General features: G+C 70.3%; 14 protein-coding genes. 10 read left to right on the top strand and 4 right to left on the bottom strand.

The genetic code is table 11. The features are described from left to right. The first annotated feature begins 23 nt into the window (after positions 1-23). From OHA61_RS21805 to OHA61_RS21760, 10 genes are all read left to right on the top strand, one after another. A complete protein-coding gene (locus OHA61_RS21805; RefSeq protein ID WP_389371721.1) occupies positions 24-350 on the top strand; it encodes a hypothetical protein in 327 nt (108 codons plus the stop codon). A gap of 173 nt (positions 351-523) precedes the next feature. After that, entirely contained in the window at positions 524-1,765 is a 1,242-nt protein-coding gene (locus OHA61_RS21800; RefSeq protein ID WP_406304434.1) for a PucR family transcriptional regulator, read from the top strand. A gap of 150 nt (positions 1,766-1,915) precedes the next feature. After that, entirely contained in the window at positions 1,916-2,188 is a 273-nt protein-coding gene (locus OHA61_RS21795) for a hypothetical protein (protein ID WP_406304433.1), read from the top strand. After that, complete coding sequence (locus OHA61_RS21790) at positions 2,188-3,792, top strand: cation acetate symporter (protein WP_406304432.1); 1,605 nt, start codon at positions 2,188-2,190, stop codon at positions 3,790-3,792. The genes OHA61_RS21795 and OHA61_RS21790 overlap by 1 nt, the downstream gene beginning before the upstream one ends. A gap of 154 nt (positions 3,793-3,946) precedes the next feature. Beyond that, positions 3,947-5,473 (top strand): CehA/McbA family metallohydrolase, encoded by a 1,527-nt coding sequence (locus OHA61_RS21785; protein WP_406304431.1) that lies wholly within the window; start codon positions 3,947-3,949, stop codon positions 5,471-5,473. A 79-nt stretch (positions 5,474-5,552) separates the two neighbouring features. Continuing rightward, entirely contained in the window at positions 5,553-6,017 is a 465-nt protein-coding gene (locus OHA61_RS21780; RefSeq protein WP_406304429.1) for a DUF3995 domain-containing protein, read from the top strand. Between the two features lie 56 nt (positions 6,018-6,073). Beyond that, positions 6,074-6,514, top strand: coding sequence for an RNA polymerase sigma factor (locus tag OHA61_RS21775; RefSeq protein ID WP_406307418.1), 441 nt, complete (start codon positions 6,074-6,076; stop codon positions 6,512-6,514). Further along, a complete protein-coding gene (locus OHA61_RS21770; protein WP_406304428.1) occupies positions 6,511-6,990 on the top strand; it encodes a hypothetical protein in 480 nt (159 codons plus the stop codon). The genes OHA61_RS21775 and OHA61_RS21770 overlap by 4 nt, the downstream gene beginning before the upstream one ends. Before the next feature lie 346 nt (positions 6,991-7,336). After that, on the top strand, positions 7,337-7,591 hold the full coding sequence (locus OHA61_RS21765; RefSeq protein WP_406304427.1) for a type II toxin-antitoxin system Phd/YefM family antitoxin: 255 nt from the start codon (positions 7,337-7,339) through the stop codon (positions 7,589-7,591). Then, complete coding sequence (locus OHA61_RS21760) at positions 7,588-7,839, top strand: type II toxin-antitoxin system RelE/ParE family toxin (RefSeq protein WP_406304426.1); 252 nt, start codon at positions 7,588-7,590, stop codon at positions 7,837-7,839. The genes OHA61_RS21765 and OHA61_RS21760 overlap by 4 nt, the downstream gene beginning before the upstream one ends. A 25-nt stretch (positions 7,840-7,864) precedes the next feature. Here OHA61_RS21760 and OHA61_RS21755 read toward each other — a convergent pair whose 3' ends face one another. The 4 genes from OHA61_RS21755 to OHA61_RS21740 all read right to left on the bottom strand — a co-directional run bounded on the left by OHA61_RS21755 (position 7,865) and on the right by OHA61_RS21740 (position 13,447). After that, a complete protein-coding gene (locus OHA61_RS21755; protein ID WP_406304425.1) occupies positions 7,865-9,316 on the bottom strand; it encodes an aldehyde dehydrogenase family protein in 1,452 nt (483 codons plus the stop codon). Then, positions 9,313-11,052 carry an amidohydrolase family protein gene (locus OHA61_RS21750; RefSeq protein WP_406304424.1) on the bottom strand — a complete coding sequence of 580 codons (1,740 nt, stop codon included), beginning with the start codon at positions 11,050-11,052 and terminating at the stop codon, positions 9,313-9,315. The genes OHA61_RS21755 and OHA61_RS21750 overlap by 4 nt, the downstream gene beginning before the upstream one ends. A 402-nt stretch (positions 11,053-11,454) precedes the next feature. Further along, on the bottom strand, positions 11,455-12,576 hold the full coding sequence (locus OHA61_RS21745) for an LLM class flavin-dependent oxidoreductase (protein ID WP_361913861.1): 1,122 nt from the start codon (positions 12,574-12,576) through the stop codon (positions 11,455-11,457). Positions 12,577-12,685: 109 nt separating this feature from the next. Further along, positions 12,686-13,447 (bottom strand): SDR family NAD(P)-dependent oxidoreductase, encoded by a 762-nt coding sequence (locus OHA61_RS21740; RefSeq protein WP_406304423.1) that lies wholly within the window; start codon positions 13,445-13,447, stop codon positions 12,686-12,688. Between the last annotated feature and the right edge of the window lie 74 nt (positions 13,448-13,521).

Below are 13,521 nucleotides of genomic sequence, written 5' to 3'. Positions count from 1 at the left end.
CATCAACGGGGAGGATCCACATCATGATGCGCCTGCGCGTCGCCACCACCGCACTTGTGCTGTCGGGGGCATTGCTGGCCGGGGCGCCCGCCGCCTCGGCGGCGTACGCACCCACCACCGCCGTAACCCAGCAGATCAGCACAGCGGCACCCGAAGCCGGTGCGGCCGTGGCGAAGACGTCGACCACCAGCACGGTCAGCACCGTCAGCAAGGACCGCAAGAAGAGCAAGAAGAAGAAAAAGAAGAAGAGCGGCCTCTCCGCCGGTCTGGTCATCGGCCTGATCATCGGCATCGCGGTGCTCGTCCTCATCGCGATGATGCTCATGCGGCGGAGCCGGAGCAGCGACTAAGGACTCGCGGGGCCTGCTCGGGCGACCGTCCGGGCAGGCCCCGACGCACGGAATCATCACGATTTGGCCTAATCCTCGTCCTGGACTGACCAACCGCTTAGCATGATGCCTTCCTGTACGGGTGGCGCCGGCGTCCGACGTCGGCGGTTGATCTCCGCGCTGCTGGAGGGCCCATGCACACCAGTCCCGTCTCCGTTCTCACCGTGCCCCCTCTCGCGGACACGTCGCCTCTCGAACTCTTCGACCATGCCTGCCGGAGCCTGCTCCGGCGCGGCACGGAGTTCACCGACACCGTGCTCGACAAGATCCGCGCCGAGGTCCCGTACTACGCCGACCCCGTGCTGGCGCCCCCCGACGTCCGCATGTGCGTGGACACCGGCATCCGCCACGCGCTGGAAGCCACGCTGGATCCGAGCAGGATCGCCGACATCGAACGGTTCACGAGAGAGCTCGGCATACGGCGCGCCGAACAGGGCCGCCCCCTCGACGAGGTGCTGCACGCCTACCGGGTCGCCGGCTCGGGGGTCTGGAGCGGGATCGTCGGAGCGGTGGAGCAGGACGACCTCGGGGACGCGCGGCAACTGGTGCATGTGGCCGAGCTGGTGTGGAAGAGCAACGACCGCGACGCCGTCATGGTCGCGGACGCCTACCGCCAGGTCGCCAAGGGCTTCGCCAGCCGGCACGGGGAACGAGTCCGGCTGATCCTCGCCGCGCTGCTGGAGAGCCGCAACGAACCCGAGTTCACCCGGGACGCGGCGGGGATCCTCGATCTGCCGCTCGACGGACGGTTCGCGGTGGCGGTGGTGAGAGCCACACCGCCGTACGGCCGCACCCCGGAAGGCGTCCCGGAGATCCGCGGCGTCCGGATCCTGCGCCACACCTGCGCGCAGGGCGATGTGCTCGTCGCCCACCTGGGCGATCGCCCCCTGGACTCGCTCGTGTCCGGACTGGAGGCCGGACCGGGGCTCCGTATCGGGATCAGCCCCGTCGTCCAGGGACTGGACAGCCTGCCCCGAGCGCGTGACATGGCCGGACTCGCCCTCGGCACCTGCCGCGCCGACGGCGAGATCGCCCGGCTCGACGCCCGCCTCCCCGACGGGCTGCTGATCTCGCGGCCCGACCTGTCCGCCGAACTGGCCCACATGGTGCTGCGGCCCCTGTACGACCTGGAACCCGCCGACCGCGACACGCTGTTCGACACCCTCCGTGTCTGGATCGAGAACGGCGGCTCCGCCGCGCAGGCCGCCCGGCACATGTACTGCCATCGCAACACCGTGCTCAACCGCCTGCGCCGCTTCGAGCAGCTCACCGGCCTGGTGCTGTCCCGCCCGCGCGATCTGGTGCAACTCACCCTCGCGCTCGATGCCCACCGCCTGTTCGGACCGGCTTCCGCGCTCGGCGCGTGCCTCGAGTGAATGGGCGCGTGAATGGGCATCAGCACACTGATCTCGTAGCGGCATTGGGAGTGGTGAACGGCGTGCGTCCAGCGTGTCGACGCGCCGTTTCACGCGTGTTCTGGTGAGCCCCCAGCACAGGGAACTGCCCACGCCCGCCAGGAGATCGCCATGGCATACGAGCACGCCCACCACCTGCATCAGCGGCCACGGCCGCCCCGCCCAGGCAGGTCCTTCGCCCTGGTCAACGGGCTGACCCTCGGCGTACATCTGGTGCTCGCCTGCTCCGCCGCCGACTTCCTCGGCAACCGCGTCTGGGGCGAGATCAACGTCGGCGTGCTGGCACTGCTTCTCCAGGGTTCCCTCCTGATGTGGACGGCGGCGCGATACGACCGCCGCAAGGACGACCGCGCCCCGCACCAGCAGGACGTGGAGCAGTACTGATGAGCCATGAAATCCCGCTCGCCGCGTCCGGCCTCCTGGACACCGACACACGCGCCCTGGTCCTCGCGGGCTTCCTGACGTTCATCGTCCCCATCCTGTTCATCTGCGTGCTCAGCGGCCCTGAGAGGGACCGGGTCAACGAGTTCTACACAGCCGGCCGCAGAATGCGTCCGATACGCGGGGCTCTCGTCCTGTCCGGCGTGTACCTGTCCGCGGCGACGGTGCTCGGCACCACGGGAAGTGTCGCGGTCTTCGGCTACGACGGCCTGCTCATCGCCCTGTGCACGGTGCTGTCACTCGGGGTGCTCCTGCTGCTCGCCACTCCCCTGCGCGAGCGCGCCGGCTACACCCTGGGGGACACCTTCGCCCTGCGGACCCCGGGGCCCGCCGTGAGAATCGCGGCCGCCGTCGTGACCTTGAGCGCATGCGTGCCCTATCTGGTCGTACAGCTCTCCGGCGCGGGAGTGACCACCACGACGCTGCTGGGACTGGCAGGTCCGGGCGCCGAGCAGACAGCCATCGTCATGATCGGCCTCCTGGTCGTCTGCGCCACGGTGTTCGGCGGCATGCGCGGCACAGTGGTGATTCAGGTCATCAAGACGGTGGTGCTGCTCGGCGCGGCCCTCGCTGTGACCGCCGTACTGCTCCACCGCTTCCACTGGAACACCGACTCGCTGATCGATGCCGCCGGGCGGGGCAGCGGCCGTCCCGACGGCCATATGCGTCCCGGCCTGCGGTTCGCGGGCAGCAGCAACCCGGAAGCCACCCTCGACTTCATCGGCCTGATGATCACCATCGTGCTGGGGGTGGCCTGCCTGCCGCATGTGGCCCTGCAGCTCAACACCGCTCCCGACGCGGCCACCGCACGCCGCACGGTGCGCCACACCATCGGCATCGTCGGCGGCTTCTGCCTCGCCACGGCGCTGATGGGCCTGGCGGCCGCCGCGCTGATCGGCGCCCCGGCGATCATGGCCGCGGATCCCGGGGGCAACAGCACCCTGCTGCTGCTCACCAGCGAGCTGGCGGGCGGCCCGTCCACCGACGCGGACGGAGCATTTCTCGTCGTACTGGTCTCCTCCGCCGTCTTCCTCACCACGCTGGCCGTCGTCGCCAGCGTCACCCTGGCGGCCGCGGGGGCGGTCGCCCATGACCTGTACACACATGTCCTGCGCAAGGGACGCACGACCGAGGGCCGGGAGGTGGCGGCCGCTCGCCTGGCATCCGCGGGCGTCGGACTGCTGAGCATCGCCCTGGCGGTCTGGTGCCAGGGATGGAACGTCCTGTTCCTGTCGGCTCTCGCCCTGGCGGTGGCGGCCTCCTGCCTGCTTCCGGCCCTGGTGTACTCCCTGTTCTGGAGCCGCTACACCCGAGGCGGCCTGCTCTGGACGCTGTACGGAGGCCTCTTCAGCGCGATTGGACTGCAGATCTCCGGCCCGGTCTTCACCGGAAACCCCTTGGCGCTCTTCCCCGACTGGCACCTCAACTGGTTCCCGCTCCAGACGGTCGTCCTCGTCTCGATGCCCGTGGCCTTCCTTCTCGGCCTGGTGGGCAGCCTCGTGGGACAGCGGCGGGTGCGGCCGGTCGCGGAGACCGCAGGGGTATGAGTTCGGCAGAGCACAACCGCAACGGCCGAAACCCCTCCCCGAAAGGCCTGCGCAACCCGCGAACCCCTTCCCCTTGCACGGCAGTTCACGGCTCAATACGAGGGTTTGAGTACACCACTCCTGTCCCCCTCACTCACCCCGGGGAGCCGACGGCATGTGCAACGACGGACACGCACAACACGCGATGGACAGACGAGGACTGCTCGTGACGGGAGCCGCTACGGCGCTTACGTTGGGCACTGTGAGCTTCGCGAACGCCGCACCCAACGACGGCGGGCCGACCGCCGCCGAACCGACCAAGGTCGTGCGCGGCACACTGCCGCCCGGCTCCCCCGACTTCGTCTATCTGCCGGTCGAGATCCCGAAGGGCGTACGCGAGATCCACGTCGCGTACACCTACGAGCGGCCCGTCGTCCCGCCCGGCACCCAGGGCAACGCGCTCGACATCGGCATCTTCGACGAGCGCGGCACCGAGCTGGGCGGAAAGGGTTTTCGGGGCTGGTCGGGCGGGGCGCGCACGGAGTTCTTCATCCGGGCGGACGAGGCGACGCCGGGCTACGTCCCGGGGCCCGTGCGGGCGGGCACCTGGTACATCGCGCTGGGGCCGTACACGGTCGCGCCGCAGGGTCTCGCGTACGAAGTCTCCATCACGCTGCGGTTCGGTGAGCCCGGCACCACCCCCAGGCCGGTCTATCCGCCGGAGCGGGCCAAGGGGCGCGGCCGTGCCTGGTACCGGGGTGACTGCCATCTGCACTCCTGGTACTCCGACGGCAAGCGCACCCCCGCCGAGATCGCGGAACTCGCGCGTGCCGCCGGGCTCGACTTCATCAACACCTCCGAGCACAACACGCACTCCTCGCACGCCCACTGGGCCGACCAGGCGGGCGACGACCTGCTGATCCTCACCGGCGAGGAGGTCACCACGCGCAACGGCCACGTGGTGGCGCTCGGCATCGATCCCGGGACGTTCGTCGACTGGCGCTACAGGGCCAAGGACAACCGTTTTGGCCACTACGCGCGCCAGATCAGGCGGGCGGGCGGCCTGGTCGTCCCGGCCCATCCGCACGCGACCTGCATCGGCTGCAACTGGAAGTTCGGGTTCGGCGAGGCGGACGCGGTGGAGGTGTGGAACGGCGCGTACACGCCCGACGACGAGGTCTCGCTCCAGGCCTGGGACAACACGCTGGTCGCGGCCGCACGCTCGGGCAGGCGCTGGACACCCGCGATGGGCAACAGCGACGCGCACCGCTCGCCGGACCCGGTCGGCACGCCGCAGACAGTGGTCCTCGCCGAGGCCCTGACGCGGGAGGCGATCCTGGACGGCATCCGCGCGGGGCGTTCGTACGTCGCCGAGTCGAAGGCGATCACGCTGTCCTTCTCGGCGGCGGGCGGCCGCGGGCAGCACGCGGACATCGGCGAAAGGCTCCGGGCCGACGACGACACCCCCGTGACGGTACGGCTGGAGGTGACGGGCGCGCCGGGCTGCTCGGTGCGCTTCGTCACCGACCAGGGTGTGCTGCACACGGTGACGCTGCCGCCGGAGGGAGCGGGCACGGTGGAGTGGCGGACGACGCCGGAGTACGCGACGTATGTGCGGGCGGAGGTCCGGCACGCGGTGGTGGTTCCGGGTCTGCCGGGGCCGCTGGCGGCGTTCACGAACCCGATCTTCCTCGGCGCCTGACCTACTGCGAACTCGTCGGAACGAATCGCCGGTTCGGCTCCTCTGTGGGGTGACGCATCCGCTCACCGAGGAGGTTGTGATGGAGACGAACCGGCGGACCGCCGCCCGCGCCGTGGCGGCCGTACTGACCGCCGACGGGCTGCTGCACGTGCTCTGGGCGACCGGCAGCCACTGGCCGGCGGACGACACGAAAGCCCTGTCGTACGCGGTGCTCGGCGCCGATGTGCCGTTCACCCCGCCCGTGCTCCTGCCGCTCGCCGCAATGCTGTTCACCGCGGCGGGCCTGGTGACCGCACGGGCGCGGCGCCGCGGCCGACTGCTCCAGGCGGCCACGGTTGCCGTCGCCTGCGGTACGGCGCTACGTGGGCTGGTCGGTCTGGGCTGGGCCTTCGGGCTGCGCGCGGGCCTCGACGAGGGCGCGGGAGACACCTTCTACTGGCTCAATCTGGCGCTCTACACTCCGCTGTGCCTGGCTCTGGCGGCCGCGGCACTGCGCGTGGCGAGGGGGTCCGGCGGGTCGGGCCGGATCAGGGAGCGGAGTTGAGTGACGACGATGTCGAGCGGCTGGTGCGCGCCGCCCAGCGCGGCGACACCATCGCCATGAACGAACTCCTGGACGTCCTCACCCCGTACGCGGGCCGCATCTGCACCCCGATCGCCCTGGCCGACGGCCCGGACGCCGTCCAGGAGACGCTGGTCGCCGTCTTCCGCGGACTGCGTTCCCTGAAGGAACCGGCGGCGCTGTACGGATGGGTGCGGGCGATCGCGTGCCGGGAGGCCGTACGGGTGGCCCGCAGGTCGGCCCGTGCCGTACCGGTCGATCTCGCAACCCTCCCCCAGCGGGGCGATCCGCAACTCGCCGCAGACATCGGGGACGTACTGACCCGGCTCTCGCCCGAACACCGGGCGGTCCTCGTCCTGCGGGACATCGAGGGCTTCGACGAACAGTCCGCGGCCGAACTGCTCGGCCTGCGCGTAGGCACCGTCAAGTCACGGCTGCACAGGGCCCGGGACTCCTTCAGGAAGGCGTGGTCATCATGACGACCGCCAACTGGCCGCCCGCCGCGGACCTCGACCCGGTGCGGCGGCTGCACGCGCTGGCCGCGGGCGTACCAGGCGCCCTGATCACCGAGGGCGAGATCGAGGCGGACTATGCCGAGGTCTGGCCGCTCCTGGCCGACCTGGACGGCGAACTCGCCCGCCTGGTCCCGGACATGCGCGGCCTGCGGGTGACCCGGATCGACGGCGACCGCGTCCAGGCGGTGGCGCGGAGCCGCTTCGGCCCGCGGGCCCGCTTCGACGGCGTAATGCGCCCCGGCTGGATCTGGCTCCAGAGCCGCTTCATCCTGATGGGAGTGGCGGCAACCCCCAGCGGCGAGGGCCGCACCCGGGTCGCCTTCACGGGCGGCATCCGCATCCCGGGCCGCGCCGCACTGATCCCGGTGGGGGTGGGGGGCGCGGGGCGCAGGGTGCTGGGGCGGCTGGAGGCGCGGGTGGGTTCCGGGCGAACGGGGTGAGAAGGGATAGGCCCGGCTTGCACCGAAATCCCCGCAGCGTCCGCACATTCGGTTCCCTCGCTCCGGTGGACTGCCGCCCGGTGCGGCTCGACGCCCCATGCCCGTCACTCACACGAGTGATCCACCCCAACTCAGCTGGCGCATATGCCAATTCACAGTGCAGGCTCGGACTGAACGACCCACGGCTGCTCCTCGCCGAGCGTGACATCCACCGGCTTGCACCAGCTGTCGACCGCCGGCTGGAACGCGGGATCGCCCCCAAAAGGCTACGACGCCAGAACTGCAACCCCTGTGAAAGTTTCCCCGACCATCCCGCTCGAAGGAGCGCGAAGTGTACACTTTCGCCATGAACGAGACGCTGCCCATCACCGAAGCTCGCGCCCGGTTCGGCTCACTCGTCCGCCGGGCTTCGCACGCCCGCGAGCGCATCACCATCACCGATCACGGTCAGCCCGCGGCCGTATTGATAAACCCGCAGGAACTGGCCGACCTTGAGGACGCGTTGGCTCTCGCGGAGTACCGGGCGGAGAAAGCCGCGGGTACGTTCGTCGGTGTCCCCCACGAGGAGGTCGGCTCTCGACTGGGCCTGGGGCGTGAGTGAGCCATCAGATCATCTGGCGGCTGCGGGCAACCGACACCGCGACGCGCTTCCTCAAGGACGACCCCGACGGCCTGAGGCAGGTCTACGCCGTGGTTGACCTGTTGGCGGACGACCCACGTCCGTCAGGCTCAGCCGAGTACGGCTCACCGAATCTGCGCCGCCTGCACGTCGGCCAGTACCGCGTGATGTACGAGATCGCCGACGGGACGATCACCATCGTGGTCATTCACGTCGGCCGCGTCAGCTGACCACGACCGCCCTGTGGGCGCCGGCTCAGCCCGGCCACACCACCGCCTGCAGTTCGCTGTACGCGTGCAGCGCGTACGAGCCCACGTCCCGGCCCACGCCGCTCTTCTTGAACCCCCCGAACGGCGCCTCCATGTTCCGGCCGATCGTGTTCACGCCGACCCCGCCCGCCCTCAGTTCCCCGGCGACCCGGAAGGCCCGCGCCACGTCCCCCGACCAGACGTAGTCGATCAGGCCGTAGTCGCTGTCGTTCGCCAGCGCGACGCCCTCGTCCTCGTCGTCGAAGGGGACCACGACCACCACCGGGCCGAAGATCTCCTCCCGCACCACCCGCATGTCGTTCGTGCAGTCCGCGAAGAGTGTCGGGGCTACGTAGAAACCCTTCTCGAACGCGGGACGTTCGCCGCCGGCGACGAGGCGCGCGCCTTCCTTCCTGCCCAGTTCGATGTACGACTCGACCCGGTCGCGGTGCGCCGCCGAGATCACCGGGCCGACCACCGTGCCCTGTGCCGCCGGGTCGCCGACCTTCATGTACGTCAGATAGCCGGTCAGCTTCTCGACCAGGACGTCGTAGATCCCGCGCTGCGCGATCACCCGCGTCGGCGCCGTACAGATCTGGCCGCTGTAGAAGGAGAACGTCGTGCCGATGCCCATCACCGCCAAGTCCACGTCCGCGTCGTCGAAGACGAGCGCCGCGCCCTTGCCGCCCAGTTCCATCAGCTGGCGCTTCATCCCGCGGCCGCAGACCTCGGCGATGCGCTGCCCGACTGCCGTCGAGCCGGTGAAGCTGACCATGTCGACGTCCGGGGAGTCGACCGCGGCCTCGCCGACGGCCGGCGCGGAACCGGTCACCACGTTCACGACGCCGGGCGGTGCGCCCGCCTCCGCGAGGGCTTCGGCCAACTTGTAGACGGACAGGGGGTCCTGCGGGGCGGGCTTCACGACCACCGTGTTGCCCATGGCGAGCGCGGGCGCGACCTTGCCTGCCGGGTTGGCCCAGGGGTTGTTGTACGAGGTGATGCAGGTGACGACGCCGACCGGGCGGCGTACGGCGAGCGCCCCGAAGACGCCCGCCTTCCCCATCGGTCCTGCTGCGTTGATCTGCGGCGGCAGCCCCTGCTCCACCGGTTCCAGCGCGCCCTTCGCGTACCGCCTGAAGCGCGCCGCACCCACCGCTACCTGCATACCGCGCGCGGTGGCGGTGGTCGCACCGCTCTCGGCCCGGGCGAGCGCCGCGTAGGGTTCGGCCTCGCGCTGGATGACATCGGCGGCCGCGTCCAGGATCCGGGCCCGCTCCTCCGGTTTGGTGCGCGACCAGACGGTGAAAGCCTCGCGGGCGGCGGTGGCCGCGGCGTACACCTGCTCCCGGCTCGCTTCGGGGGCCTGCCCGACGACCTCCTCGGTCGCCGGGTTGACGACGTCGTAGTACCCGCCGTCGGGCTCGGCCCACTCCCCTCCTATGAACAGCCTCTGCGTCACTGGGTACTCACGGTCCTTGTGTCGCGGCCCGACCTGAGCACCGTGCCCGGCACCGCGCCCGTCACCTCGTCGTCCCGTATCGTCTCGACGCCGTTGACGCGCACCGACACGATGCCGATCGCGCGCGAGTCCAGTCGGGGGCTGTCGCCCGGCAGATCGTGCACGAGCGTGGCCGGGCCCGCCTCGATCCGCTCGGGGTCGAACAGCACGAGGTCCGCGTGCCAGCCCTCCTGGACGCGGCCGCGTTCGCGCAGGCCGAAGAGCTGCGCGGGGTCGTCGGTCAGCATCTTCACGGCTTCCTCCAGGCCGAGCAGCCTGCGGCCGCGCAGACAGTCGCCGAGGAAGCGGGTGGTGTACGGGGCACCGCACATCCGGTCCAGGTGCGCGCCCGCGTCGGAGCCGCCGAGCATGACGTCCTCGTGCTGCCAGGTCTGCTGGCGCAGCTCCCAGGAGGCCGGGTCGTTGTCGGTCGGCATGGGCCAAAGGACCGTACGCAACTGGTCGTTGGCGCAGATCTCGACGAGGCAGTGGAAGGGTTCCTGGCCCCGCTCGGCGGCGATGTCCTTCACGACGCGTCCGCGCAGGCCCTCGTTCTCCCTGGAGTACGTGTCGCCGATGACGTACCGCCCGAAGTTGGCCAGGCGCCGGAAGACACCGGCCTCCTTGCTGTCGGCCCGGCGGAGCATCTCCTCCCGTACGGCCCGGTCGCGCAGCTTCTCGATCCGCTCGGGGACGGGCAGGCCGAGGATCTCGCCCCAGCCGGGGATGAGGTTGAGCGCGCAGAAGGTGCCGAGCGACATGTTCATGGGGGTGAGGATCGGCATGGTCAGGGCGACGATGCGGCCGCCGGCCTTACGGGCGCGCTCACTCGCCACGAGCTGGCGCGGCACCCGCTCGGGCACGGACGCGTCGATGGTCAGGACGTTCCAGTTCAGCGGCCGTCCGGCGGCCGCGGTCATCTCGACGAAGAGGTCGATCTCCTCGTCGGCGAACTGGTCCAGGCAGCCCGCGACGATCGCTTCGAGCTGGGTGCCCTCGTGTTCGGCGACGGCCCGGGACAGCGCGAGGAGTTCCTCCGGCTTCGCGTGGCGGGAGGCGACCGGCTTGCCGTCGCCGTCGGAATGGGTGGACGACTGGGTGGTGGACAGCCCCCATGCGCCCGCGTCCATCGCGTCGTGGAAGAGCCTGAGCATCTCGTCCAGCTGCCCGGGCGTGGGCTGCCCGCCGACGGCGTCGGGTCCCATGACATGCCTGCGCAGGGCGCAATGCCCCACCATGAAGCCCGCGTTGACGGCGATCCGCCCCTCCAGGGCGTCCAGATACTCCCCGAAGGTGTGCCAGTTCCAGGGCGCGCCCTCCTCCAGGGCGACCAGGGACATGCCCTCCACCTTGGACATCATGCGGCGGGTGTAGTCGGCGTCCTCGGGACGGTCGGGGTTCAGGGGCGCGAGCGTGAAGCCGCAGTTGCCGCCGGCGACGGTCGTCACGCCGTGGTTCATGGAGGGGGTCGCGTACGGATCCCAGAACAGCTGCGCGTCGTAGTGCGTGTGCGGGTCGACGAACCCGGGGGTGAGGATGAGCCCGGACGCGTCCTCGCTCGTCGTGGCCGCCTCGTCGAGGGTCCCGGGGGCGGCGATGACGGCGATGCGCCCGTCCCGTATCCCGACGTCGGCGACGTACGCGGGGGCGCCCGTTCCGTCCACGACGGTCGCCGAGCGGATGAGGTGGTCGAGCATGACGGTCCCTTCAGCGCGGTGTTGGTCGTCCTGGTTGTCCTGGCTGTCTTGGTTCTCGGCCGTCCTGGCCGTCCTGGCCGTCCTGGCCGTCCTGGCCGTTTCATGGCTCCGGCCGGGGCGCGTGCGGCAGGCCGCTGCCGACGGGCACCCGGCCGGAGCCCGGGGACGGCGGTCCGGGAGGCCGCCGCCGTTCTGTGGGGGCGGGGGGTTTTCCCCTACCCGCCCTCCCCCAGACCCGGATGCGACCTTCGGCCGCATGTCCTCAAACGCCGGACGGGCTGAATGTGCGGCCCTGCCGCACATCCAGCCCCGCCGGCGATTGAGGCGCGGGGTCTGGGGCGGAGCCCCAGTTCGGGAAGGGGCGGGGTGGGGAACAGGCCCGCCGCAGGCGCAGCCGGACCCTCAGCCCGCCGCCCCGCGGAAACGCGTCGTCCGGTGCACCGGATCCGTGTCGATCTTCGGGATCACGTGCTCACCGATCAGCCGGATCGACTGCAGCGTGTCCTCCCGGGAGATCCCGATCGGCATCCCGAACGACAACTGGTCCGCCCCCGCCTGCTCCCACCTCTTGCACTGGCGGAAGACCTCGTCCGGATCACCGCAGATCAGCAGCTCCTCCGCGATGAGCAGCTCGATGATCTCCTCGTTGAACTCGGGCAGGGTCTCCGGCCACACGGGGAAGCCCTCGGGCCGCGGGAAGGTGTCGTGGTACCGGAAGACCAGCGACTGCAGGTAGTGCAGCCCGCCGCCCGCCGCGATACGTACCGCCTCCTCGTGCGTCGGCGCGCAGATCGCGGTCGACGTCACCATCACGTTGTCGTTGACGAAGTCCCCGACCGGCTCGGCCTCGATGATGGCCGTCTTGTACTGCTCCAGCACCCACTCCATGTCGGAGACCTTCTGGACGCTGAAGCCGAGCACGCCGAGGCCCTTCCTGGCCGCCATGGCGTACGACGGCGGCGACCCGGCGGCGTACCACATGGCGGGGTGGGACTTCCCGTACGGCTTGGGCAGCACTTTGCGCGGCGGCAGCGACCAGTGCTTGCCCTGGAAGCCGACGTACTCGTCCTGAAGCCACATTTTGGGGAACTCTGCGATGGTCTCTTCCCAGAGTTCCTTGGTGTAGTTCATATCGGTGACGCCCGGTATGAACCCCAGGATCTCGTGCGAGCCCGCCCCGCGCCCGGAGCCGAACTCGAAGCGGCCTTCGGAGAGATGGTCGAGCATGGCGACCTTCTCGGCGACCTTCACGGGGTGGTTGACGGGCGCCAGCGGGTTGAAGATGCCCGAGCCCAGATGAATCCGGTCCGTCGCGTGCGCGAGGTAGCCGAGAAAGACATCGCTGGCCGACAGGTGGGAGTACTCCTCCAGGAAGTGGTGCTCGGAGGCCCAGGCGTACTTGAACCCGGACTTGTCCGCCTGGATGACGTACTCGGTCTCCTCCATCAGCGCCTTGTGCTCGGCGAGCGGGTCGGTCTCGGCGCGCTTGCCGACGTATCCCTGTACAAAGAGCCCGAATTCCAAGGGGGTTCACCACCGTCCTGATGTTTCTGACGAACCGTCAGATCTGGATGAGCCCGACTGTTCCACCGCGCGGGTGAGCCGTCAATAGCTGACGCATCGTCAGGCACGCTCAGAAAAGGCTCACTCCGGCCAGCCAGCCGCCGTCGATGACGAAGGGCTGTCCGGTGATGTACGAGGAGTCCTCGCCGCTCAGGAAGAGCGCCAGCCGCGCCACCTCCTCCGGCTGCCCCACCCGGCCGAGCGGCACGAGCTTCTGGTACAGCGCACCCACCGCCGCCGGGTCCACGCCGTCCGGATTGCTCATCGGGGTGTCCACCGCGCCCGGGCAGATGGCGTTGACGCGTATCTTCTTCGCGGCCAGCTCCAGCGCGGCGACCCGGGTCAGGCCGAGGATCGCGTGCTTCGTCGCTGCGTACGCGCCCACGCCCGCCATGCCCGTCAGGGCCGTGTACGAGGCGGTGTTGACGATCGTGCCGCCGCCGGCGGCCTCGATCTCCGGCGCGAGGGTGCGCATGCCGAGGAAGCAGCCGATCTGGTTGACCTGGATGATCTGCTGGAACTCCTCCAGCGGCGTGGAGACCAGCTCGTTGAAGCGCAGAATGCCCGCGTTGTTGACCAGCCCGTCGATCTTCCCGAACGCGTCCTTCGCGGCGGCGACGGCGGCCCTCCAGTCGTCCTCCCGGCCGACGTCGAGACGGAGGTAGGTGGCCGTGCCCTCGCCCAGCTCCTTGGCGAGAGCCTCGCCCTGGTCGTCGAGCACATCGGCGAGCACCACCCGGGCACCCTCGGCCGCGAAGAGCCGCGCCTCCTGTTCGCCCTGGCCGCGCGCCGCGCCGGTGATCAGGACCACGCGTCCGTCGAGCTTTCCCATGCCAATCTCCTCGGTTCAGGTGCGGGGTCGGTTCAGATGCGGTCGGTCCAGATGCGGTCGGTCCAGGTGCTGGG

The organism is Streptomyces sp. NBC_00885 (assembly GCF_045207475.1).
In the GTDB taxonomy this organism is placed as follows: domain Bacteria; phylum Actinomycetota; class Actinomycetes; order Streptomycetales; family Streptomycetaceae; genus Streptomyces.
Note: the sequence above shows the minus strand (reverse complement) of the source record. Positions and strands in the feature narration are given on the sequence as shown.